The following is a 22,588-nucleotide window of genomic DNA, read 5'->3' on the forward strand; positions in this document are numbered from 1 at the left end:
CTACTTTCCTCGGGTGTTCGGCAGGCTGAATCGGTGCAGCGCTCTGCGTTATATTGGGCCGACGAACGTGTACGACGATGGTGGGGGGGCAACTCGAATGACCGATCTCTCGGTGGACACCGACGGGGTGCGGGATTTCGCCGCGACGAATGCCGGGGTGGCGGGGCAGATCGCCGGGGCGGGGAATTTCGACGCGGTGGCCAATGTGTCCGCGCTGACGCCGGTCTTCGGCCTGATCGGGGCCGATTACCTGGTCATGTTCGCGGCCGCGCAGGTATTGCAGGCGCGCGATATCAACGATCTCTCGGGCAAGGTGGGCGAGCTCTCGAACTCCGCGTTCAACGCGGCCGCGGCCTTCGACGGCCAGGAGTTCGCCAGCGGCGCCGCGATCGGGGGCGCGCTGTGAGGCCGCTGGATTCCGGGGTGATCGCCCCGGCCGCGGAGCCGGAGCGGCTCGCGCACGAGGCGCTCACCGCCACCGCCGACCCGTCGCGGTACGCGATCCAGGACGTGGTGCTGCCGCAGCTGCCCGCCGACCTGGAGCCGGTCGAGGCGCCGGAATTCGTGCTGTCGCAGCGGATCACGGACGAGCCGGGCCATACCGCGGCCGTGCCCGGCGGGTTGCCCGGGCTCTCCGGGCAGGGCGGCGGCGACGGCGCGCAGGATGTACTCGCCGGGTTGCCGCCCGAGGCCGACGCGCTGCTCGGCACCGCAACGGGGGTCCTGGACGGCGCGAATCAGCTGGCGCAGCAGGCCACCTCGGCGCTCGGCACCGCCGTGGCGCCGGTGACGAGCGGCGTGCAGCAGGCCGCGCAGGACAGCGGGCTGCTCGGCGGCGCCGAGACCGGCGCCGCCGCGGCGCCGCTGCCCGCGCTCCCCGCCGACCCGGTGGGCGCGCTGCTGAACGGGCTCGCGCTGCCCGCGCTGCCCGGCGTCGACCTGCTCATGAAGCCGATCCTCGACCTGCTCGGCAGCTTCGGCACCGGCGTGCTCGGCGCGCTCGACCCGACCGCCATCCTCAGCGCCTCCTCCAAGATCATCGACACCGCCATGCAGGTGGCGAAGGGCAGCCTCAGCACCGTCGACCAGCTGTGGCAGGGCCAGGCCGCGCGCAATGCCCAGGTGGTCGGGCAGCAGGCGCAGAACCAGGCCACCGAGACCAGCCAGCGCGGGATCGACATCTCGGAGATCACCCAGCGCGCCGCGGCCGCGGTGCAGCAGGGCAACGCGCAGCTGCTCGGCATCGCCTCCTCGCTCGCCACCCAGGCGGTCGCGCTGGCGCCGGTGATCGTCACCCCGCCCGCGCAGGCCACGCTCATGGCGACCGCCACCGAGCACCTCGGCCAGGCGGTGGCGGTGGCCAATGCCACCCGCGGCGACCTGGCCGGGAAGACGGCCGAGCTCACGGCGGCGGTCAACCAGCTGATCGCGCCCGGTGGCGGGCCCGCGCCGCAGGAGGTGGCGCAGGCGGTGATGCAGAACATCGCCGAGCCGATCATGTCGCAGGCCACGGACGGCGTGGAGTCGGCGACCACCGCCGCCGGGCTGGACAGCTCGACCGTCCCGGGCAGCACCCCCTCCACCACCCCGGCCTCGGTGACGCCGAGCGGAACGCCGAGCACCACGCACGGCACGCCGGGCATCGTGCCCGGCTCGCCGACCCGCTCCGGCACCCCCGGCTACAGCCCGGGTACGCCGAACGGCACCGGCACGCCCAAGGTGACGACCCCGCTGCCGAACGCGCTGGTATCGCCGATGCGCGGAGTCCCGGGCATGCCGGGATCCCCGCTGGCCACCGGCGTGCCGAGCTCGACGGCGACCTCCACCTCCGGCTCGTCCGGCTTCATGGGCGGCGCGCCGGGCGCGGCGGGGGCAGGCCAGCGCGGCGACGACGAGCACGGCCGGAACGTGCAGCCCTACCAGAGCCGCACCGGCAACGACGACCTCACCGGCCCGCTCGGGGAGTCGACGCCCGAGGTGATCGGGGCGACGCACACCGACGAGCTGTTCGGCACCGACTACGACCAGGATCAGTTCTGAGCTTCCGGGGCGGGCGGCGGCCCGCCCCGGATCAGCTCAGCGCTTCTCCTCGAAGGCGTCGATCACCGTGCGGTAGAGCCGATCGAATCGGTCCCGCGCCTTTTTCTGGTCGTCGTTCAGCCCGTCGGTGAAGCCGGGGGCGTAGACGATGGCGTGCACCGCCTCGGCGTCCTGCGCCGGCATGACGTCGATGATGCGCGAGCCCTGGTCGGAGACGGACGGCATGCCGAGGTCCAGCTTCGCCAGCTCCGCCGTCTCGCTCACCGCCGCCTTCAGGACGTCCGCCGGGACCGTCCCCTCGACCTCGCGCGGCGTGGCGTCCGGCGCGCGGTTCGCGGCGATCGCGTCCGGCACCCGCACCGCCCTGCCGTCGGCGTACACCTGGAGCTCGGGGCGGAGGTCCACCCTGGTCTGCCAGCCGTTCGGAATCGCGGTCAGGGTGAGCAGCGGAACGGCGGTGGCAGGCGGCTGCGCGCTCGGCGTCGCGGGCTCGGCCTGTGCGGTGCCCGCCCCGCCGAGCAGGGCAGAGATCAGCAGCACCGGCAGCAGCAGTGCTCGTCGCATCGTGTGTCCTTCTGTCGGAACGGCTTCGGGGGTGTTCCCGCGCCGCAGACGATGGTCAGCGCAGGGCAGGGGGGTTGTCCAGGTTTCGCGCCGAATAGGTGTCGCACGCGTCCAACCGGCCGGTTCGGTACCCGGTCAGGAACCACTTCTGCCGCTGGTCGGAGGAGCCGTGCGTCCACGCCTCCGGATTCACCCGACCCTGCGAAGCCCGCTGGATCCGGTCGTCGCCGACCGCCGCCGCCGCCGAGAGCGCGTCGGAGATGTCGGTCTCCGTGAGCGGCTTCAGGAACGGGATGTCGCCGCCCGGCGCCGGCGTCTTGTCGGCGTAGTGCGCCCAGAGCCCGGCGTAGCAGTCGGCCTGCAGCTCGGTGCGGACCGCGCCGGACTCCGCGCCCTGCGGGTCGTTCTGCGCCCTGGCGATATCGCCGAGCTGGGTCTGGATGTGGTGCCCGACCTCGTGCGCGACGACGTACTCCTGGGCCAGCGGCCCGCCGCTGGAGCCGAACCGGTCCACCAGCTCCTGGAAGAACGAGGTGTCGAAGTAGGCGGAGTTGTCCGCCGGGCAGTAGAACGGGCCGACCTCGCTGGTGGCATTGCCGCAGCCGGTGCTCACCGCGCCGGAGAAGAGCACCAGCTTCGGCTCCTCGTACTGCACCCCGGTCTGCGCGGGCAGCTGCTCGGCCCAGACCGCGTCCAGGCTCTCCGCGGTGAGCACCACCCGGCAGTCCACGTAGCGGTTGGCGTCCGCCCCGGTCTCGCAGTGCTCGGGGGTGCCCTCGGTGGCGCTCGACCCGCCGCCGCCGTCCGCCCCGGTGAACTGGCCGAGGATGGAGCCGGGGTCGCCGCCGAGCAGCAGCGCGAGCACCACCAGGACGATGCCGCCCGCACCACCGCCGAGCGCGATCTTGCCGCCCCGCCCCGGCCCGCCGCTCGAGGCTCGATTCGGGTCGATCTGCAGGCCCTCGTTGAAGGTCATGTCGTCGCTTTCTGTTCGAACTGCCCGCGCGCCGGTACAGCTTGGCACGGCTATACCCGGTCCGGGTGGACGGATATCGGTTTTCCCTTGCCCGGCGGGTCTCACTACGATGGCGACCGCACTGGTCGCGCCCCACCGGTGCCCGGACCCCGTCGAAAGGAACCCCGTGCTGCGCACCCACTTGGCCGGCTCGCTGCGAAGCGAGCACGCCGGCCAGACCGTCACCCTGACCGGATGGGTGGCCCGGCGGCGGGACCACGGTGGCGTGATCTTCATCGATCTGCGCGATGCCTCCGGGGTGGTGCAGGCGGTGTTCCGGCAGGGTGAGGCCGCCGCGCAGGCGCACCGGCTGCGCGCCGAGTACTGCGTGCTGATCACCGGCGTGGTGGAGCAGCGTCCGGACGGCAACGAGAACCCGGAGCTGCCGACCGGCGCCGTCGAGATCGACGTCACCGAGCTGGAGGTGCTGAACGAGAGCGCCCCGCTGCCGTTCCAGCTGGACGAGCAGCCCGGCGAGGAGGCCAGGCTCAAGCACCGCTACCTGGACCTGCGCCGGGACACCCCCGCGCACGCCATCCGGCTGCGTTCCAAGGCCAACGCCGCCGCCCGCGCGGTGCTGGCCGGGCACGAGTTCGTCGAGGTCGAGACGCCGACGCTGACCCGCTCCACCCCGGAGGGCGCGCGCGACTTCCTGGTGCCCGCGCGGCTGCAGCCGGGCAGCTTCTACGCGCTGCCGCAGAGCCCGCAGCTGTTCAAGCAGCTGCTCATGGTCGGCGGCATCGAGCGCTACTACCAGATCGCGCGCTGCTACCGGGACGAGGACTTCCGCGCCGACCGGCAGCCCGAGTTCACCCAGCTGGACCTGGAGATGAGCTTCGTCCGGCAGGAGGACGTGATCCTGCTGGCCGAGGAGATCCTGGCCGCGCTGTGGAAGCTGATCGGCTACGAGATCCCCACCCCGATCCCGCACATGACCTACGCCGAGGCCATGCGGCGCTACGGCTCGGACAAGCCGGACCTGCGCTTCGGCGTCGAGATCACCGAGTGCACCGAGTACTTCGCGAACACTCCGTTCCGGGTGTTCCAGGCGCCGTACGTGGGCGCGGTCGTCATGCCGGGCGGCGCGAGCCAGCCCCGGCGTCAGCTCGACGCCTGGCAGGAGTGGGCCAAGCAGCGCGGCGCCAAGGGGCTGGCCTACGTGCTGATCGGGGCCGACGGCGAGCTGGGCGGGCCGGTGGCCAAGAACCTCAGCGACGAGGAGCGGGCCGGGCTGGCCGCGCACGTCGGCGCTGCGCCCGGCGACTGCGTCTTCTTCGCGGCCGGGCCCGCGAAGGCGCAGCGCGGGCTGCTCGGCGCGGCGCGCGGTGAGATCGCGCGCAAGGTCGGGCTGATCGACGAGAACGCCTGGTCCTTCGTCTGGATCGTGGACGCCCCGCTCTTCGAGCCCGCCGCGGACGCCACCGCGGGCGGCGACGTCGCGCTCGGGCACTCGGCGTGGACCGCCGTGCACCACGCCTTCACCTCGCCCAAGCCGGAGTCGCTGGCGACCTTCGACACCGACCCGGGCTCGGCGCTGGCCTACGCCTACGACATCGTCTGCAACGGCAACGAGATCGGCGGCGGCAGCATCCGCATCCACCGCCGCGACGTGCAGGAGCGGGTCTTCGCGGTGATGGGGATCGAGCCGGAGGAGGCCCGGGAGAAGTTCGGCTTCCTGCTCGACGCCTTCGCCTTCGGCGCTCCGCCGCACGGCGGCATCGCCTTCGGCTGGGACCGGATCGTCGCGCTGCTGGCCGGGCTGGACTCGATCCGCGAGGTCATCGCCTTCCCGAAGACCGGCAACGGGGTCGACCCGCTCACCGACGCCCCCGCCCCGATCACCCCGCAGCAGCGCAGGGAGGCCGGGCTGGACGCCAAGCCGCAGCACAAGGACGCGTCGAAGGGGAACGGAGTCGCGGCGGCCGCGCCGCAGGGCTGAGCGTCTCTCGGCGGCGGTCGTGAACCGCCGCCGGACACGTTCCGCGGCGCCCGCCGCGTCGGGGAGAAGGCGGCACGCGCGGAGTGCCGCCCTCCGCGCGACCCGGTCGCGGATGTGGTCCGGGCCGGTCGCAGGGCTACCCAGCTTCCTTCGCGCGCCCGGCGATCGGTCAGACCGGCGACAGCGCGCCACCGGTGAGCGTGCGGAAGGCGTAGGTCACCGCGAGGGTCGCGATGGGGAACGCCACCAGCAGCCCGAGCCCGCAGGCCAGCAACCCCAGGAGCGTGATCACCAGCACGGCCAGCGTCAGCAGCACGACCGGCCAGAGATTGCCGACCACCAGCCCGGCGCTCGCCTTCAGCGCGCCGAACGGCCCCAGGTCCTGGTCGATCGCGAAGTGCAGCGAGAACATGCACAGCACCCCGACCACGATCCCGGGCAGCAGGCAGAACGCCGACGCCAGCAGCGTGAGGGTGAAGGCGAGCAGCGCGGTGAGCACCACATTGCCCGCGTTCAGGTACTGGAAGAAGGCGCCGAATGTGGGCCGGTGCCCGTCGCATTCGTAGAGCGCCCCGCGGATCATGGCCGCCTGCAGCACCCAGACGCCGACGATCAGGACGAGGAACAGCAGCAGCACGCCGAACAGCGAGGTCGGCTCGAAGATCCGGACCACGAGCACGAAGACCAGGTAGAGCAGCACGCCCAGCGCGGAGACCGCGATCCAGGTCGGCGCGTCGGCGCGGAACTTCTCCCAGCCGTAGCTGATCGCCCGCCCGACATCGAGCGTCGCCGGCGCGCGGTTCTCGTAGCCGTACTGCGGCCGATCGTCCGGGTATGCGCTCGCGCCGGAGCCGGTGTACATCTGCCCGGTGGGGTCCGGCCCGGTGCCTTGCGGGCCGTATGCCGGACCCCCGTAACCCGGACCATCCGGTCCGTACCCGGAACCGGGCGGCGCGGGTTGCGGCGCGGTGTGCTTCGGACCGGTACCCTGAGGCTGCGAGCCGGGCTGGCCGTGGCTTTCGGTCATCGTCCGTGGACCCTTTCGACGCGGGGGCGGTGGCGGCGGAACGCGCAGCCGACGCGGAGACGGTATGCCCACGCCGAAGGTCGGATCATGGTGTGCCACACCACGGTCGAGATCGAGACAACCCGACTCGCGCGGGCGATGTCAAGCACGGCGGCGCGTGTTGCGCGGTGGCGGTGCGGGACACGCCGGGCGACGCGGAAAGGTTGTCGAACCGCTCGCTGAAAGTGACCCGATGCGAGTACTTTGAGAGACGATGACCGCACTATTGGCCGAACGCGCCGCCGAAGTCGTGGCCGCAGCGCAACATTTGCTCACAAAGCGGATGGGCGCTCCGGTGAAGCTGAGTGACCCGACCGAACTCGGCGGGAGTGGCAGAACCACGGTTCTGCGGGTCCGCGTCGCGGAGAACGCCTTCTCGCTACCCCGCACGCTGATCGTCAAGCAGGTGAACGGCTCCGGCGCGGTCGGCGGGTCGGGCAGCGTGGCGCCCGGGGTCACGGGCAGCGACTCCGCCTTCCTGCGCGAAGCCGTGTCCTACCAGTTCACCACCGCGCTCAGCCGGGAGCACCGCCCCGGTGCCTACCTCGTCGCCTACGACCTGCCCGCCCGGCTGCTGATCCTCAGCGACCTCGGCGAGAACGCCAAGATGACCCACGTGCTGCGCGCGGGCACCCCGAGCGCGACGCACAACGGCCTGATGGCGTACGCGCAGGCGCTCGGCCGGATGCACGCCGCGACCGTCGGCCGGGAGGCCGATTTCGTCGCGCTGCTGCGCCGGGTCGAGGTGGTGCACCGGATGGACGGCATCGCCCAGCAGGCGCAGGCCGCGGTCTCCGAGGTGCCCGGCATGCTGGAGCGCGAGCTCGGCGTCGACGTGCCCGGCGAGATCGCCGAGCGCATCGTGCGCGGCAACCGGCTCTTCACCGCGGGCCGCTTCCGCGCCTTCAGCCCCTCCGACCTGTGCCCGGACAACGTCATCCTGAACGAGGAGGGCGCGCGCTTCCTCGATTACGAGTGGGGCGGATTCCGGGACGCCTCGCTGGACGTCGCGTACGCGCTGGTCTCCTTCCCCGGCTGCCTCTGCGACGTCGAGCTCTCCCGGAACCGGGCGCAGCAGATGATCGAGGCCTGGCGCTCCGAGGTGGTCGGGGTCTGGCCCGCGCTCGCCGACGACGCGATGCTCGCCGAGCGGATCCTGGAGGCCAGGCTCATCTGGGTGTGGCTGAGCACCTACTGGTTCCTCCCCGTCGACCATCTGCGGATCGCCGCCGCCCGCGAGCACGGTCTCTCGGTGCCGCGCTCCGAGGCGCTGATCAACCGGTGGGCCGCGCTGGCCGAGGACGCCCGCTGCATCGGTGACGACCACGTCGGTGATTTCGCCGAGCGGGTCTCGGCGACGCTGGAGGAGCGCTGGTCGGTCTGACCGCTCGGCTCGGTAGCCGCGTCGGACCAGGCCGGTACGGTCGAACCCATGAGCGAAGGGCTGTTCGACGTGCCCGGTTCGGCGGCCGCCGAACCGGAGCGCGGCGCCGTCGAATTCCGCGGCGCCGGTGGCGGCGACCTGGTTCCGCTCGCCGTCCGGATGCGGCCCCGGACGCTCGACGAGGTGGTCGGCCAGCAGCACCTGCTCGGCCCCGGCTCGCCGCTGCGCCGCCTGGTCGAGGGCTCCGGCGCGGCTTCGGTGCTGCTCTACGGCCCGCCGGGGACCGGGAAGACCACGCTCGCCGCGCTCGTCTCCACCGCCACCGGCCGCCGCTTCGAGGCGCTCTCCGCGCTCTCCGCCGGGGTCAAGGAGGTGCGCGGGGTCATCGAGCTGGCCCGGCGCAGGCTCACCGCCGGCGAGCAGACCGTGCTCTTCATCGACGAGGTGCACCGCTTCTCCCGCACCCAGCAGGACGCGCTGCTCGCCGCGGTGGAGAACCGGATCGTGCTGCTGGTCGGCGCCACCACCGAGAACCCGTCCTTCTCCGTGGTCTCGCCGCTGCTCTCCCGCTCGCTGGTGCTGCAGCTGCGCCCGCTCACCCCGGACGACATCCGCGCGGTGCTGAACCGCGCACTCGACGACCCGCGCGGCCTCGGCGGCGCCTGCACCGTCACCGACGAGGCCATGGAGCACCTGGTCCGGATCGCGGCGGGCGATGCCAGGCGGGCGCTCACCGCACTGGAGGCGGCCACCTCCTCGGCCCCCGGCGGCACCGTCGACCTGGCCCTGGTCGAGGCCAGCGTGGACGAGGCCGCCGTGCGCTACGACCGCGCGGGCGACCAGCACTACGACGTGATCAGCGCCTTCATCAAGTCCATCCGCGGCTCCGACGTGGACGCCGCGCTGCACTACCTGGCCCGGATGATCAGCGCGGGCGAGGACCCGCGGTTCATCGCGCGCCGGCTGGTGGTGCATGCCAGCGAAGACATCGGCATGGCCGACCCGATGGCGCTGCAGACCGCCATCGCCGCCGCGCAGGCGGTGCAGCTGATCGGCATGCCGGAGGCCAAACTGGCGCTGGCCCAGGCCACCATCCACCTCGCGACCGCGCCGAAATCCGGCGCGGTGGTCGCCGCGCTCGGCGCGGCGCTCGCCGACGTCGGCGCGGGCAAGGCCGGCTCGGTGCCGCCGCACCTGCGCGACGGGCACTACGCAGGCGCCGCCGCGCTCGGCAATGCGCAGGGGTACCGCTACCCGCACGACCACCCCGGCGGGGTGCTCGCCCAGCAGTACCCGCCGGACGAGCTGGTCGGCGTCGACTACTACGCGCCGACCGAGCACGGCGCCGAGCGCGAGGTCGCCGCGCGGGTCGGAAAGCTGCGCCGGATCGTGCGCGGGCTGCGCGCCGGGCCGGGCAGCGGAAAATCGGATGAACCGGGCCGGTAGGCTGGACTTCCGTGCAGACCCACGACATCCGACGGCGCTTCCTGGACCATTTCGTCCGTGCCGGACACACCGAGGTGCCCAGCGCCTCGCTGATCCTGGCGGACCCCAACCTGCTGTTCGTGAACGCGGGAATGGTGCAGTTCAAGCCGTACTTCCTGGGGCAGGAGGAGCCGCCCTACCCGCGCGCGACCAGCGTCCAGAAGTGCGTGCGCACCGGTGATATCGACGAGGTCGGCATCACCACTCGGCACAACACCTTCTTCCAGATGGCGGGCAACTTCTCCTTCGGCGATTACTTCAAGGAGGGGGCGATCGGCTTCGCCTGGGAGCTGATCACCAAGCCGCAGGATCAGGGCGGCTACGGCTTCGACCCGGAGCGGATCTGGGTCACCGCCTACGAGTCGGACCCCGAGGCCGCCGAGATCTGGCAGCGGGTCGCGGGCATCCCGGCCGAGCGGATCCAGTTCCGCGACGGCAAGGACAACTACTGGGACATGGGCGTGCCCGGCCCCGGCGGCCCGTGCTCGGAGATCTACTACGACCGCGGCCCCGCCTACGGCCGCGAGGGCGGCCCGGTCGCCGACGAGGATCGCTACATCGAGATCTGGAACCTCGTCTTCATGCAGGACATCCGCGGCGAGCAGAGCCCCAAGCAGGGCCACCCGCCGGTCGGCACGCTGCCGAAGAAGAACATCGACACCGGCATGGGCGTCGAGCGGATCGCCATGCTGCTGCAGGGCGTGGAGAACGTCTACGAGACCGACCTGCTGCGCCCCATCATCGCCAAGGCCGAGCAGCTGACCGGCCGCGCCTACGGCGCCGACGCCGGCGACGACGTGCGCTTCCGGGTCATCGCCGATCACGCGCGCAGCTCCGCCATGCTCATCTCGGACGGCGTGAACCCGGGCAACGACGGCCGCGGCTACGTGCTGCGCAGGCTGCTGCGCCGGATCGTGCGCTCGGCCCGGCTGCTCGGCGCGGAGAAGCCGGTGATGGCCGAGCTGATCACCGTCGTCACCGAGCTCATGGCGCCCTCCTACCCGGAGCTCGGCACCGACTTCCGGCGGATCGAGACCGTCGCCGTCGGCGAGGAGACCGCCTTCCTCAAGACCCTGAGCACCGGCTCCACCCGGTTCGACAACGCCGTCACCGAGGTGAAGGCCGCGGGCAGCAGCACGATCCCCGGCGCCGAGGCGTTCACCCTGCACGACACCTACGGCTTCCCGATCGACCTCACCCTGGAGATGGCCGCCGAGGCCGGGCTCACCGTCGACGAGGCGGGCTTCCGCTCGCTCATGGCCGAGCAGCGGCAGCGCGCCAAGGACGATGCCGCCGCGCGCAAGCACGCGCACGCCGACCTCAGCGTCTACAAGGAGCTGATCGACCGCGGCGCCACCGAGTTCACCGGCTTCGCCGAGCTCACCTCCGAGGCCACCGTGCTGGCGCTGCTGGTCGACGGGGTCCGGGTGCCGGTCGCCTCCGAGGGGCAGCGGGTCGAGGTGATCCTGGATCGCAGCCCGCTCTACGCGGAGTCCGGCGGGCAGATCGCCGACCGCGGCAGCATCACCGCCACCGGGCTGAAGCTGCGCGTCGACGACGTGCAGAAGATCGCCAAGAAGCTGTGGGTGCACAAGGGCACCGTCGAGCAGGGCGCCGTCACCGAGGGCGATGCGGTGCTGGCGCAGGCCGACCCGGCCTGGCGGCGCGGCGCCACCCAGGGCCACTCCGGCACGCACATGGTGCACGCCGCGCTGCGTCAGGTGCTCGGCCCGAACGCGGTGCAGGCGGGCTCCCTGAACAAGCCCGGCTACCTGCGCTTCGACTTCAACTGGCAGGGCCAGCTCTCCGAGCAGCAGCGCGCCGATATCGAGGCGGTCTCCAACGACGCCGTCGGCGCCGACTTCCCGGTGAACACCTTCGTCACCGACCTCACCGAGGCCAAGCGGATGGGCGCGCTCGCGCTCTTCGGCGAGAACTACGGCTCCGAGGTGCGCGTCGTCGAGATCGGCGGCCCGTTCTCCATGGAGCTCTGCGGCGGCACGCACGTGCAGCACAGCTCGCAGATCGGTCCGATCACGCTGCTCGGCGAGGCATCGGTCGGCTCCGGCGTGCGCCGCGTCGAGGCCTTCGTCGGGCTCGACTCGTACCAGTACCTGGCCAAGGAGCGGGCGCTGCTGGCCGGCGTCGCCGCCTCGCTCAAGGTGCCCTCCGACGAGGTGCCCGCCCGGGTCGAGCAGCTCGTGGAGCGGCTCCGGGTGGCCGAGAAGGAGCTGGAGCGCAATCGCACCGCCGCGGTGCTGGCGAGCGCGGCCGCCTTCGCCGAGCGGGCCGAGCGGATCGGCGCGGTGCTGCTGGTCGCGGCCGCGGCGCCGGAGGGCATCGGCGGCGGCGATCTGCGCACCCTGGCCACCGACATCAGGGGCAGGCTCGGCGCCGAGCCGGGCGTAGTGGTGCTGCTCGGCAATGCCGATGGCAAGGTGCCGTTCGTGGTCGCGGTGAACAAACCCGCCCAGGAGCTCGGTCTGAAGGCAGGCGACCTGGTGAGCAGCTTCGGCCCCGGCATCGCCGGGCGCGGCGGCGGCAAGCCGGAGATGGCGCAGGGCTCCGGCTCCGACCCCTCCGGCATCGAGGCGGGGCTGGCCGCGGTGCGCGGCCGGGTGGGTGAACTCGCCGGCTGATGGCTGATTCCGAACGGCACGGGCCGTCGGCGGTGGCGCGCTCCGCCGACCGGCCGGATCCGGCGAGCGACCCCGGTCGCGGCAGGCGGATCGGTATCGACGTCGGCAGCGTGCGCGTCGGCGTGGCGTCCTGCGACCCCGACGGCATCCTGGCGACCCCGGTGGAGACGGTGGCGCGGGCGAAGGGCCGGGGATCGGATTCCGCCACGGCGCCGGATATCGCACGATTAGCCGAGATTGTGCGGGAGTATGAAGCGGTCGAGGTGATCGTCGGGCTGCCCCGAACATTGCGGGGCGAGAACGGCGCGTCCGCCGCCGTGGCGCTCGCATTCGCGGATCGGTTGCGGGAAGCGGTCCAACCGGTCCCCGTCCGACTCTCGGACGAACGGTTGACTACCGTGTCAGCTGCACGTGCATTGCGGGACAGCGGGGTTCGCGCGCGCGGCAGCCGGCGGGTGATCGACCAGGCGGCGGCGGTGGCGATCCTGCAGGGTTGGTTGGACGAACGGAGCTCGGTGGTGAAGTCGGTCGAACGCACGGTGGGGCCCGAGGGAGAGGTGCCGCCGCATGTGTGACCGCTCGAACCGGAGGGAGGCGCCCCGGCATGTCTGAGCGCTGGGCGCGGGCCGAGGAGCGCTACCGGCAGAAGGAGGCCGAGCGCCGCTACAAGCGCAGGGCCCCGGTGACCGCCGAGCCCGAGTGGGACGGCTACGACGACGAGACCAGGGTCATCCCGCGCTACGACGACCAGCTGCCCGGTGGCTACCCCGACGAGCCGTACCAGGCCGGGGCCTACCCGGGTGACGGCGGCTACCCGGACGACCCGCCCGGCCACGCCGACCCCGAGCACTACCCGGACGAGGAGCCGCCGCGCCCTCCCGCCGACCGCGGTCCGCGCGGGCCGCGCCCGTCCGGTGAGCCGCGGCGGCGCCGGGACGGCGCGGAGCCGCGCCCGCGGCGTGGGTCCGGCCGCGAGTCCTCCCGGATCGCCTCCCGCAAGGCCGAGGAGCGCAAGCGGCGCAGGCGCAACTTCTGGCTGATCGGCGCGCTCTTCGCGGTGCTGGTGGTGGCGGCGGTGGGCTATGTCGGAACCAAGCTGGTCGGCGGGTACACCCCGGCCGAGGACTTCGCCGGGCCCGGTGGCGACCCGGTGGTGGTCGAGGTGAAGTCCGGCGACACCGCCACCCAGATCGCCGCCTCCATGTACGACCGGGGGGTGGTCGCCAGCAGCGCCGCCTTCTACGAGGCCGCCGTGCAGAACTCCGCGATGAGCGGGGTGCAGCCCGGCTTCTACGCCATCGCCAGCCGGAGCCCCGCCAAGGCGGCCGTCGCCGAGCTGGTCGGCGGCAATGCCAGGGTGGGCAATGTGGTGGTCTCCGAGGGCAGGCAGCTGCACGACCAGCACGACGTGAACACCGGCTCGCGCAAGGAGGGGATCTACACCAAGATCGCCGCGGCCAGCTGCCTCGGCAGCAAGTGCGTGACCTACCAGGAACTCGACGCCGCGGGCGCCTCCGCCGACCTGGCCGCGCTCGGCGTCCCGGAGTGGGCGCGCGAGGCGGTGCGCGAGGTTCCGGACCGGCAGCGGCAGCTGGAGGGGCTGATCATGGCAGGCTCCCTCGACTTCGACCCGAGCGGCACCGCGCAGCAGATCCTGGCGCAGCTGGTGAGCGCCAGCGCGCGCAGCTACGAGGCCGCCGGGCTGCTGCAGTCCGGCGCAACCAACCAGCTCACCCCGTACGAGACGCTGATCGCCGCCTCGCTGGTCGAGCGCGAGGCGCTTCCGCAGGACATGGGCAAGGTGGCCAGGGTGATCGTGAACCGGCTGAAGGTGGACCAGCCCCTGCAGTTCGACTCCACCGTGAACTACGCGCTGGACAAGACCGAGGTCGCGACCACCGACGCGGACCGGGCCACCAGGACGCCGTGGAACACCTACGCCATGGCCGGGCTGCCCGCCACCCCGATCTCCTCGCCCTCGCTGGAGGCGCTGAAGGCCATGGAGAACCCCACACCCGGCGTGTGGCTGTACTTCGTGACCATCGATCAGCAGGGGACCACGCTCTTCACCGAGTCCTACTCCGAGCATCTGCGCAATATCGACCGCGCATTGGAGAGCGGGATCCTCGACAGTGGGCGCTGACGGCGGCGCTGCCGGGGCTGGCACCGGACGCCCCGCCGCGGCCGGGGGCGTGCGGCGGGCCGCGGTGCTCGGGAGCCCGATCGCGCACTCGCGCTCGCCGCAGCTGCACCTCGCGGCCTACCGGGCGCTCGGGCTGGACTGGAGCTACGAGCGGATCGAGTGTGCTGCCGCCGCGCTGCCGGGGCTGGTCGCCGGGCTGGGGCCGGAGTGGGCCGGGCTCTCGGTGACCATGCCGGGCAAGGAGGCGGCGCTCGCCGTCGCCTCGTCGCGCACCGATCGCGCGGTGCTGGTCGGCTCGGCCAACACCTTGGTGCGTACCGCCGAGGGCTGGCGGGCCGACTGCACCGATGTCGACGGGGTCGCCGGGGCATTGCGCGGGGCCGGGGTCGAGCGGGTCACGCGCGCCGTCGTGCTCGGCGCCGGCGGTACCGCCCGCCCCGCGCTGCTGGCCCTGCGCGAGCTCGGCGCCGCCGAGGTGACCGTGGTGGCCAGGGACGCGGGCCGCGCCGCCGGTGCGCTGGAACTGGCGGCGCGGCTGGGGCTGCGCGCCGCGCACACCGATTTCCGGCTCGACGCGCTGCGCGAGCACTGCGCCGCCGCCGACGTCGCGATCAGCACCGTCCCCGCCGACGCCGCCGGTGCGGTCGGCGAGGCGGTCGCCCTCGCCCCGCTCGTTCTCGACGCGCTCTACCACCCGTGGCCCACCCGGCTGGCGAGCGCCGTCGCGGCCGCCGGGCACACCGTGGTGAGCGGCTTGGAGATGCTGCTGAACCAGGCATTCGGACAGGTCGAGCAGTTCACCGGGCAGCCGGCGCCGCGCGCCGCCATGCGCGCCGCGCTCGCCGCGACGCGCGCGGGCTGACCGGATCCGCCCGTCTCGGACACCCCGGGCCGGGCGACCCGGGCATTTCCGCAGGAGCGGTACGGTGCTGTGGTTATGGTGATGGGCATGAACGGTAGGTGGACATGAACACATGGGTGCTGCGCGCGGTGGTTCTCGGCGCGCTGGTGGTGTTCCTGCGGGCCGTGCTCGGCTTCGCGATGGTGAACTGGCCCACCCACGGCGCGCTGCTGCGGCTGCTGTGCCTGCTGATAGTGGTGGCGGCGGTCGTCGCCTGGGGGGTGCTGGACGGCAGGGCCGATCGCGCGCGCATCGAGCGCGGCGGCCAGGGCGCCGACCTGACCATGCGCTGGTTGCGGGCCGGGCTGGCCGGCGGGATCGGCAGCGGCCTGGTGGCCTGGATCCTGGACTTCCTGCCCCGCTTCGACCTCGGGGACAACGGCCTGCTCTTCGAGCTGACCGCCGGAGCCGCGTTCATCGTGCTGCTGATCTTCGTGCCCGCACTGATCGGCGCGGCGATCGGTCGCAGGGCCGGTGGGGGTCGTAAGACGAGTGCACACCCGCAGGCCGCCCCGGCGTAGGTTCGCCCGGCGAAGGGACAGCCGAGGGAGGGGCTGTCCCTGGCAACGTCAGAGCAGGACCGCGCCGTTGTCCGGCGTCGGCTGCTTGGCCACCACCGAGTAGGCGGCGGCGAGCAGCGCCGGGTCCGGTCCTTCCAGGCGCCCCGGCTTGGCGAGCCCGTCCAGCACCACGAAGCGCAGCACCCCCGAGCGGGTCTTCTTGTCGGTCTGCATGCCCTCGAGCAGCTGCGGCAGCGCGTCCGCGTCGTACCCGGTGGGTAGCCCGAGCGCGGCCAGGATGCTGCGGTGCCGGTCGGCGGTGGCATCATCCAGGCGCCCGGCCAGCCGCCCCAGCTCGGCGGCGAACACCAGCCCGACCGACACGGCGGCGCCGTGCCGCCAGCGATACCGCTCGCGGCGCTCGATGGCGTGGCCGAGGGTGTGGCCGTAGTTCAGGATCTCGCGCAGCCCGGCCTCCTTGAGGTCGGTGCCGACCACATCGGCCTTCACCTGGATGGAGCGCCGGATCAGCTCGGGCAGCACATCGCCGGTGGGGTCGAGCGCGGCCCGCGGGTCGGCCTCGATGAGGTCGAGGATCACCGGGTCGGCGATGAACCCGGTCTTCACGATCTCGGCCATGCCCGCCACGATCTCGTTGCGCGGCACCGTCTCCAGCGTCACCAGGTCGACCAGCACGGCGGCGGGCTCGTGGAAGCTGCCGACCAGGTTCTTGCCCGCCTCGGTATTGATCCCGGTCTTCCCGCCGACCGCCGCGTCCACCATCGCGAGCAGCGTCGTCGGCACGTGCACGATGCGCACCCCGCGCATCCAGGTGGCAGCCACGAAACCGGCCAGGTCGGTTGCGGCGCCGCCGCCGAGGCTGACCACGACGTCGTTGCGGGTCAGCCCGATCCGGCCGAGCACCTCCCAGCAGAACCCGGCCACCGCCAGGTCCTTGCCCGCCTCCGCGTCCGGGATCTCGATCCGGTGCGCGTCCACTCCGGTCTCGGCGATGGCGGCGCGCACCGCCTCCGCGGTCTCGGCCAGCGGCGGCTGGTGGAAGATCGCCACCGAGCGGACGCCGCCGCCCGCGGTGACGGACTCGACGAGTTCGCCGAGCAGCCCGCGGCCGACGATCACCTCGTACGGGTCGGCGGTGCGGACCTGGAGTCGGATCGGCTCTGTCACGTGTGCTCCGAATCTGTGCGTGTGGTCGGAAAGCGGTTGCGCCCGCGGGCGCGCCTGGCCCCGGAGCGCCGCGCCCGCCCGCCCTCGGCGGACACGGTCCCGGGCGGGTCGGACGTGGGTGGCGCGGAGCTCGAGTTCGCGGTGCTCCCGGCCGAAGGCGCCGCGCCCCGGCCCCCGGAGCCGCCGCCGCCCTGCGTCGCTGGGCCGTCGGCCCGATCCGCGGCCCCGGAGGTTGCGCTGTCGCGGGTTTCGGCCGCCGGACCCCGAGCTCCGCTGTCGTGGCTCCCGGCCGCGGTACCACGGCCTCCCGTATCGCTCGCTCGGCCCCGGCCCGCGGTTTCGGCCGCCGTACCCCGGCCTCCCGTATCGCTCGCTCGGCCCCGGCCCGCGGTTTCGGCCGCCGTGCCCCCGGTCTCGCGGGCACCTGTCCCGGCACCGCCCGGTGTATCGCCCGTGGTGGCGTCGGGCCGCCGCCCGGTGGCGGTGATCCGGCGCTTGCGACGGCGCCGCCGCGGGGCACGGGCCGCGGCACCTTCGGCGGCGACGCGATCGCCGGATATGCGCTCGGTGGCAGCGCGCTCCGGCGAGTTCCTGGTGCTACCACTCGCTTTCGCGGCCCGCTCGGCATCACCCCGCACACCCTGCTCCTGACCCCGCCGCGCGACGGCGCGGGCCCGCGCCCTGCGGCGCGCCCGCGACCGGCTGCCCGGCGCGGGAACCGGCCCGGCCGGGGGCACGGCGACCTCGGGTGGGTCCACCTCGACGCCGAGCTCGGCCAGGATGGCCCGCACCACGCGCCCCGGGCTGCGCCCGTCGGTGCGCACCCGGATACTCGCGACCTCCCGGTAGAGCGGCCGCCGGATCCGCATGAGCTCCCGGTACTTGGCCCCCGGATCGGCGCCGTTGAGCAGCGGCCGCCCGGTACTCGCCCCGGTCCGGCGCAACCCCTCGGCCACGCTGATCTCCAGGTACACCACGGTGCGCTCGCGCAGCAGCGCCCTTGTGCTCTCGGAGAGCACGGCACCCCCGCCGAGCGAGACCACGCCGCGCTCGTCGAGCACGGCGCGCCGCACCACCCGCTCCTCGATCCGGCGGAACTCCGGCTCACCGTCGGCGGCGAAGATCTCCGGGATGGTCCGCCCGGTCTCCTCCTCGATCCCGGCGTCGGTGTCGTACAGCGGGACGCCGAGCTCCCTGGCCAGCTTCCGGCCGATGGTCGACTTGCCCGCGCCCGGCGGTCCGACCAGCACCACGCGCGGGGCGTGGGGGCCGGTCGGCACGGTCATCGGGAGCGGCTGCCCGCCGGCACGTGCGGACGGGCCTCCAGCCGCTCGAGGTAACGAGCGATGTTGTCGGTGGTCTCGGTGAGCGAATCGCCGCCGAACTTCTCCAGCGCCGCCTGCGCGACCACCAGCGCGACCATGCTCTCGGCGACCACACCCGCCGCGGGCACCGCGCACACGTCGGAGCGCTGGTGGATGGCGACGGCCTCGTCCCCGGTCGACATGTCGACGGTGGCCAGCGCGCGCGGCACCGTGGAGATCGGCTTCATGGCGGCGCGCACGCGCAGCGGCTCGCCGTTGGTCATCCCGCCCTCGAGCCCGCCGGCCCGATTGGTCGAGCGCAGCACGCCGTCCGGCCCGGGCCGCATCTCGTCGTGCGCCGCGCTGCCGCGCCGCCGCGCCGTCTCGAAACCGTCGCCGACCTCGACGCCCTTGATCGCCTGGATCCCCATCAGCGCGGCCGCGAGCCTGGAATCCAGCCGGTTCTCCCCGCTGGTGAAGGAGCCGAGCCCGATCGGCAGCCCGGTCACGATCACCTCGACCACACCGCCCAGGGTGTCGCCGTCCTTCTTGGCCGCCTCGATCTCGGCGATCATGGCAGCCTCGGCGTCGGCGTCGAAGGCGCGCACCGGGCTGGCGTCGACGGCGGCCAGATCGCCGGGACCGGGCAGCTGCTCGGCGGTGCTGCGCGCGGTGCCGATGGAGATCACGTGCGAGATCACCTCGACCCCGAAGGCCTGGCGCAGGAAATTGCGGGCGACGGTGCCTGCGGCGACCCGGGCCGCGGTCTCCCTGGCGCTCGCCCGCTCCAGCACATTGCGGGCGTCGTCGAAGTCGTATTTGAGCATGCCGGAGAAGTCGGCGTGGCCGGGGCGCGGCCGGGTGAGCGGCGCATTGCGGGCCAGCTCGGCCAGCTCGGCCTCGTCCACCGGGTCGGACGACATCACCGTGGTCCACTTGGGCCACTCGGTATTGGCGATCTCGATGGCCACCGGGCCGCCCATGGTGCGGCCGTGCCGGACACCGCCGACCACGGTGACCTTGTCGGCCTCGAACTTCATCCGGGCGCCGCGCCCGTACCCGAGCCTGCGGCGGGCGAGCTGCGCGGAGATCTCCTCCGACGTCACCTCGACGCCGGCGACCATCCCGTCGAGGAGGGCGACGAGAGCGGGACCGTGGGATTCTCCGGCAGTTATCCAGCGCAACACGGGTTCATCCTCCCATGTCGGGCGGGGTGCCCGGGCACACGGTCCGGCGCGGCAGGTCATGACGGCCCGCCCTGCCCGATCGCCACCGGCGCGGCGACGGCGACCAGGGTCGCGGCGCACATGCCGGGGCCGTGCGGCACGGGTTGCCCGCGCACCGGCAGCCCGCGCCGGTGGCGCAGCGCGAGCAGCACCAGCCCGGCCACGGCGGTGCCCAGCGGGGCGAGCAGCGCCGCCCACACCCAGGCCCGCGCACCCGCGCAGGCCGCCGCCGCGCCGAGCGCGACCGCGAGCTTCACGTCGCCTGCGCCGATTCCGGCGGGGGAGATCAGGTGAACGGTCAAGTACAGCCCGGTGAGCAGGGCGGCGCCGAGAAGTGCCTGGCCGAACCGCCCGCTGCCGGCGGCGTAGCCGAGCACGGCCAGCGCGCCCGCCGCGGTGAGCCGGTCGGGCAGGCGGTGGGTGCGCAGGTCGATGAACGAGGCGAGGACGCACCAGGCGGTGAAGACCAGGAGGGCGAGGAGTGCGGACATGCGTTCAGCCTGCCCCGGCATGGCCCCGGCGGAAAGCGGAGTTCCAGCGCCTGTGGACAACTCCGGGGCTGTGCACAACCCGGCCTTTCCGGGGCGGCCGGAGCGGCCCGGCGGAGTAGTTTCGACGCCATGCCCGATGATCCAGCGCCACAGCCCCCCGGGTCGCCCACCGCCGGTGCCCCGCTCGTTCCCGATCACGCCGCACGCCGCGCCGCGCTGCGCAGCCTGCTGGTGGAGAACGGGGTCGACGCCCTGCTCGTCACCGACCTGGTGAACATCCGCTACCTCAGCGGCTTCACCGGCTCGAATGCCGTCCTCCTCGTGCACTCGTGGGATACCAGGAGCTCGGAGGAGCGCACGGTGCTCTGCACCGACGGCAGGTACCGCAGCCAGGTCGCCGAGCAGGTGCCCGACCTGCGCGCCGAGATCGCCAGGGCCTGCGCGCCGCGGCTCGTGGAGCTGGCGGGGGAGTGGCAGCTCGGCCGCATCGGCTACGAGAGCCACGTGATGACGGTCGACCAGCACCGCGCCCTGGCGGAGCAGCGCACCGGGCTCGAGCTCGTGCGGGTGCCGGGGCTGGTCGAGCAGCTGCGGATGGTCAAGGACGGCTACGAGGTGGATCGGCTCGCCGCCGCCTGTGCCGCGGGCGACGCCGGCCTGGCCACCCTGCTGGAGCGCGGCGGGCTGCGCCCCGGCCGTACCGAACGCGAGGTGGCCAGGGAGCTGGAGTGGGCCATGTTCGAGCACGGCGCCGCCGGGGTCGCCTTCGAGACCATCGTCGCCGCCGGTGCCAACTCCGCGGTGCCGCACCACCGGCCCACCGGGGCGGTGCTGGCCACCGGCGATTTCGTGAAGATCGACTTCGGCGCCGTCGTCGACGGCTACCACTCCGACATGACGAGGACCTTCGTCCTCGGCCCCGCCGCGGCGTGGCAGCGCGAGGTCTACGAGCTGGTGCGCGAGTCGCAGCGGGCGGGCCGGGAGGCGCTGCACCCCGGCGCGCGGGCCGGCGACGTGGATGCCGCCGCGCGCGACGTGATCGAGGCGGCCGGGCACGGCGAGTTCTTCGTGCACGGCCTCGGGCACGGGGTCGGGCTGCGCATCCACGAAGCGCCGGGCATCGCGAAAACGGCAACCGGTACACTCTTGTCCGGCGTGGCGGTGACCGTCGAACCAGGTGTGTACTTTCCCGGCCGCGGCGGAGTCCGGATCGAGGACACGCTCGTGGTGCGCGAAACGGGCCCGGAACTGCTCACCCGCACCGGCAAGGACCTGACCGAGGTCGGCTGACCCGGTCGCCGCGAATCCACATACGCAGACAACGAGGAGACCCGAGCACAGTGGCGGACACCAGCGACTTCAAGAACGGCCTGGTGCTGAAGATCGACGGTCAACTTCAGCAGATCACCGAGTTCCAGCACGTGAAGCCGGGCAAGGGCCCCGCCTTCGTGCGCACCAAGCTGAAGAACGTGCTGTCCGGCAAGGTGGTCGACAAGACCTTCAACGCGGGCGTCAAGGTGGAGACCGCCACGGTCGACCGGCGGGACATGACCTACCTGTACCACGACGGCTCGGACTACATCTTCATGGACGGCGAGACCTACGACCAGATCTCCATCGGCGAGTCCACCGTCGGCCCCGGCGCCCGCTTCCTGCTGGAGAACATGTCGGTGCAGGTCGCCACGCACGAGGGCGAGGCGCTCTTCGTCGAGCTCCCGGTCACCGTCGAGCTCGTGGTGAAGCACACCGATATCGGCCTGCAGGGCGATCGCTCCACCGGCGGCACCAAGCCCGCCACCCTGGAGACCGACGCCGAGGTACAGGTGCCCCTGTTCATCAACACCGGCGACAAGCTGCGTATCGACTCGCGCGATGGCAGCTACCTCGGCCGGGTCAACGCCTGACGGCTCCGGCGACCCGAGACGTGGCGGATCAGCCCGCGGACAAGAAGCCCGCGTACAAGAAGCTCGGCGCCAGGCACAAAGCCCGGCGCCGGGCGGTGGACCTGCTCTTCGAGGCCGAGGCGCGGGACGTCGACCCGGCCGTACTCGCCGACGAGCGGGTCGACCTGGCCGGTCGGGACCAGACGGTCGCACCGGTCCACCCCTACACCCGGACGCTGGTCGACGGCGTCGCCGACGACCTCGACCGGGTGGACGGCACCATCGAGTCCTACCTGCAGGACTGGGCGCTCTCCCGGCTGCCCGCCGTGGACCGGGCCATCCTGCGGATCGCCGTCTGGGAGCTGTTCCACGCGCCGGACGTGCCGCCGGTGGTCGCGGTCGACGAGGCGGTCGAGCTGGCCAAGGAGCTCTCCACCGACGACTCGCCCGGCTTCGTGAACGGCGTGCTCGGCAAGGTCGTCCTCGTCGCCGAGCAGGTGCGCGCCGCCGCGGCGGCTACCCGCGCGCCACGCGGGGACGCCACGAACTGACGCCCGGCCGCAGCGGCCGGCGCGGGTGTGGCGGCTACTCCGCCGCGCCGCGCACAGGCGCCACGAGTTGTCGCCGGCGCGGCGCCGTCCTCCGGCGCGCCGGACACTCGACGACCGCGCAGCGGCGGTAGCGCTTCGGGCTCGTCCCGCCGAAGGCTCCGGTCGGGGTAGCAGCCGAGCGTCGGCTCGGTCCCCAACTCTGCTGGGAGGCAATCGGTCCGGGTTCGGACCTGCCGCACGCACCCCACCCGTATGCTGGACACCTACGT

The 22,588-nt window shown here is 73.1% G+C and carries 19 protein-coding genes and 1 pseudogene; 13 read left to right on the top strand and 7 right to left on the bottom strand.

Translation table 11 applies throughout. The annotated features are described in order from the left end of the window. The first annotated feature begins 97 nt into the window (after nucleotides 1–97). Together NH2_RS20790 and NH2_RS20795 are read left to right on the top strand one after the other, a co-directional pair. A complete protein-coding gene (locus NH2_RS20790) occupies nucleotides 98–406 on the top strand; it encodes a type VII secretion target (RefSeq protein ID WP_067656913.1) in 309 nt (102 codons plus the stop codon). Further along, entirely contained in the window at nucleotides 403–2,040 is a 1,638-nt protein-coding gene (locus NH2_RS20795; RefSeq protein ID WP_067656916.1) for a hypothetical protein, read from the top strand. The genes NH2_RS20790 and NH2_RS20795 overlap by 4 nt, the downstream gene beginning before the upstream one ends. 36 nt (nucleotides 2,041–2,076) lie before the next feature. On the opposite strand, the gene NH2_RS20800 is transcribed toward NH2_RS20795, so the two are convergent. Both NH2_RS20800 and ypfJ read right to left on the bottom strand, forming a co-directional pair. Continuing rightward, the gene (locus NH2_RS20800; protein WP_067656919.1) at nucleotides 2,077–2,604 is read right to left on the bottom strand and encodes a hypothetical protein; all 528 of its coding nucleotides are present in this window, start codon (nucleotides 2,602–2,604) and stop codon (nucleotides 2,077–2,079) included. A gap of 55 nt (nucleotides 2,605–2,659) precedes the next feature. Continuing rightward, nucleotides 2,660–3,580 (bottom strand): KPN_02809 family neutral zinc metallopeptidase, encoded by a 921-nt coding sequence (ypfJ, locus tag NH2_RS20805; RefSeq protein WP_067656922.1) that lies wholly within the window; start codon nucleotides 3,578–3,580, stop codon nucleotides 2,660–2,662. A 166-nt stretch (nucleotides 3,581–3,746) separates the two neighbouring features. Here ypfJ and aspS point away from each other — a divergent pair, with 166 nt between their 5' ends. Further along, nucleotides 3,747–5,558, top strand: coding sequence for an aspartate--tRNA ligase (gene aspS, locus NH2_RS20810; RefSeq protein ID WP_067657164.1), 1,812 nt, complete (start codon nucleotides 3,747–3,749; stop codon nucleotides 5,556–5,558). Between the two features lie 169 nt (nucleotides 5,559–5,727). On the opposite strand, the gene NH2_RS20815 is transcribed toward aspS, so the two are convergent. Further along, on the bottom strand, nucleotides 5,728–6,420 hold the full coding sequence (locus NH2_RS20815; protein ID WP_067656925.1) for a hypothetical protein: 693 nt from the start codon (nucleotides 6,418–6,420) through the stop codon (nucleotides 5,728–5,730). A gap of 418 nt (nucleotides 6,421–6,838) precedes the next feature. Here NH2_RS20815 and NH2_RS20820 point away from each other — a divergent pair, with 418 nt between their 5' ends. The 7 genes from NH2_RS20820 to NH2_RS20850 all read left to right on the top strand — a co-directional run bounded on the left by NH2_RS20820 (nucleotide 6,839) and on the right by NH2_RS20850 (nucleotide 15,697). Next, entirely contained in the window at nucleotides 6,839–8,008 is a 1,170-nt protein-coding gene (locus NH2_RS20820; protein WP_067656927.1) for a phosphotransferase family protein, read from the top strand. Between the two features lie 48 nt (nucleotides 8,009–8,056). Then, nucleotides 8,057–9,454: a replication-associated recombination protein A gene (locus tag NH2_RS20825; RefSeq protein ID WP_067656929.1), complete on the top strand. Its 1,398-nt coding sequence runs from the start codon at nucleotides 8,057–8,059 to the stop codon at nucleotides 9,452–9,454. 11 nt (nucleotides 9,455–9,465) lie between these two features. Beyond that, on the top strand, nucleotides 9,466–12,132 hold the full coding sequence (gene alaS / locus NH2_RS20830) for an alanine--tRNA ligase (protein ID WP_067656932.1): 2,667 nt from the start codon (nucleotides 9,466–9,468) through the stop codon (nucleotides 12,130–12,132). Then, entirely contained in the window at nucleotides 12,132–12,707 is a 576-nt protein-coding gene (gene ruvX, locus NH2_RS20835; protein WP_067656935.1) for a Holliday junction resolvase RuvX, read from the top strand. Before alaS ends, ruvX begins: the two co-directional genes overlap by 1 nt. Before the next feature lie 29 nt (nucleotides 12,708–12,736). Beyond that, a complete protein-coding gene (mltG, locus tag NH2_RS20840) occupies nucleotides 12,737–14,275 on the top strand; it encodes an endolytic transglycosylase MltG (protein ID WP_067656938.1) in 1,539 nt (512 codons plus the stop codon). 49 nt (nucleotides 14,276–14,324) lie between these two features. Next, a complete protein-coding gene (locus NH2_RS20845) occupies nucleotides 14,325–15,137 on the top strand; it encodes a shikimate dehydrogenase (protein ID WP_067657167.1) in 813 nt (270 codons plus the stop codon). Nucleotides 15,138–15,241: 104 nt separating this feature from the next. Beyond that, the gene (locus tag NH2_RS20850) at nucleotides 15,242–15,697 is read left to right on the top strand and encodes a B-4DMT family transporter (RefSeq protein ID WP_067656941.1); all 456 of its coding nucleotides are present in this window, start codon (nucleotides 15,242–15,244) and stop codon (nucleotides 15,695–15,697) included. A 48-nt stretch (nucleotides 15,698–15,745) separates the two neighbouring features. Here the strand turns inward: NH2_RS20850 and aroB are convergent, their stop codons facing one another. The 4 genes and pseudogenes from aroB to NH2_RS20870 form a co-directional block, all read right to left on the bottom strand. After that, nucleotides 15,746–16,864, bottom strand: a complete 1,119-nt coding sequence (aroB, locus tag NH2_RS20855) for a 3-dehydroquinate synthase (protein WP_067656944.1) — start codon at nucleotides 16,862–16,864, stop codon at nucleotides 15,746–15,748. A gap of 767 nt (nucleotides 16,865–17,631) precedes the next feature. Beyond that, nucleotides 17,632–18,150 (bottom strand): annotated as a pseudogene (locus NH2_RS20860) (shikimate kinase); the annotation flags it as partial. After that, nucleotides 18,147–19,415, bottom strand: coding sequence for a chorismate synthase (gene aroC, locus NH2_RS20865; RefSeq protein WP_174552857.1), 1,269 nt, complete (start codon nucleotides 19,413–19,415; stop codon nucleotides 18,147–18,149). The gene aroC and the pseudogene NH2_RS20860, both read right to left, overlap by 4 nt. Next, on the bottom strand, nucleotides 19,412–19,885 hold the full coding sequence (locus tag NH2_RS20870; protein ID WP_067656950.1) for a prepilin peptidase: 474 nt from the start codon (nucleotides 19,883–19,885) through the stop codon (nucleotides 19,412–19,414). Before NH2_RS20870 ends, aroC begins: the two co-directional genes overlap by 4 nt. 129 nt (nucleotides 19,886–20,014) lie before the next feature. On the opposite strand from NH2_RS20870, the gene NH2_RS20875 reads away from it, so the two are divergent. Genes NH2_RS20875 through nusB form a run of 3 tightly spaced genes read left to right on the top strand, consistent with a single transcriptional unit; the run spans nucleotide 20,015 to nucleotide 22,319 of the window. Beyond that, nucleotides 20,015–21,175 carry a M24 family metallopeptidase gene (locus NH2_RS20875; RefSeq protein WP_084505745.1) on the top strand — a complete coding sequence of 387 codons (1,161 nt, stop codon included), beginning with the start codon at nucleotides 20,015–20,017 and terminating at the stop codon, nucleotides 21,173–21,175. 50 nt (nucleotides 21,176–21,225) lie between these two features. After that, nucleotides 21,226–21,789 (top strand): elongation factor P, encoded by a 564-nt coding sequence (efp, locus tag NH2_RS20880; protein WP_067656953.1) that lies wholly within the window; start codon nucleotides 21,226–21,228, stop codon nucleotides 21,787–21,789. A 20-nt stretch (nucleotides 21,790–21,809) separates the two neighbouring features. Further along, on the top strand, nucleotides 21,810–22,319 hold the full coding sequence (nusB, locus tag NH2_RS20885) for a transcription antitermination factor NusB (RefSeq protein WP_067656956.1): 510 nt from the start codon (nucleotides 21,810–21,812) through the stop codon (nucleotides 22,317–22,319). The last annotated feature ends 269 nt before the right edge of the window (nucleotides 22,320–22,588 follow it).

Origin of the sequence: Nocardia harenae NBRC 108248, from assembly GCF_001612885.1 — a bacterium.
GTDB classification, from domain to species: domain Bacteria; phylum Actinomycetota; class Actinomycetes; order Mycobacteriales; family Mycobacteriaceae; genus Nocardia; species Nocardia harenae.

What these genes read in the sequence shown, in the direction of transcription:
- NH2_RS20790 (WP_067656913.1), top strand. Translation starts at nt 98, where the DNA reads ATGACCGATCTCTCGGTGGACACCGACGGGGTGCGGGATTTCGCCGCG.
- NH2_RS20800 (WP_067656919.1), bottom strand. Translation starts at nt 2,604, where the DNA reads ATGCGACGAGCACTGCTGCTGCCGGTGCTGCTGATCTCTGCCCTGCTC.
- ypfJ (WP_067656922.1), bottom strand. Translation starts at nt 3,580, where the DNA reads ATGACCTTCAACGAGGGCCTGCAGATCGACCCGAATCGAGCCTCGAGC.
- NH2_RS20815 (WP_067656925.1), bottom strand. Translation starts at nt 6,420, where the DNA reads ATGTACACCGGCTCCGGCGCGAGCGCATACCCGGACGATCGGCCGCAG.
- NH2_RS20820 (WP_067656927.1), top strand. Translation starts at nt 6,839, where the DNA reads ATGACCGCACTATTGGCCGAACGCGCCGCCGAAGTCGTGGCCGCAGCG.
- NH2_RS20825 (WP_067656929.1), top strand. Translation starts at nt 8,057, where the DNA reads ATGAGCGAAGGGCTGTTCGACGTGCCCGGTTCGGCGGCCGCCGAACCG.
- ruvX (WP_067656935.1), top strand. Translation starts at nt 12,132, where the DNA reads ATGGCTGATTCCGAACGGCACGGGCCGTCGGCGGTGGCGCGCTCCGCC.
- mltG (WP_067656938.1), top strand. Translation starts at nt 12,737, where the DNA reads ATGTCTGAGCGCTGGGCGCGGGCCGAGGAGCGCTACCGGCAGAAGGAG.
- NH2_RS20850 (WP_067656941.1), top strand. Translation starts at nt 15,242, where the DNA reads ATGAACACATGGGTGCTGCGCGCGGTGGTTCTCGGCGCGCTGGTGGTG.
- aroC (WP_174552857.1), bottom strand. Translation starts at nt 19,415, where the DNA reads ATGACCTGCCGCGCCGGACCGTGTGCCCGGGCACCCCGCCCGACATGG.
- NH2_RS20870 (WP_067656950.1), bottom strand. Translation starts at nt 19,885, where the DNA reads ATGTCCGCACTCCTCGCCCTCCTGGTCTTCACCGCCTGGTGCGTCCTC.
- NH2_RS20875 (WP_084505745.1), top strand. Translation starts at nt 20,015, where the DNA reads ATGCCCGATGATCCAGCGCCACAGCCCCCCGGGTCGCCCACCGCCGGT.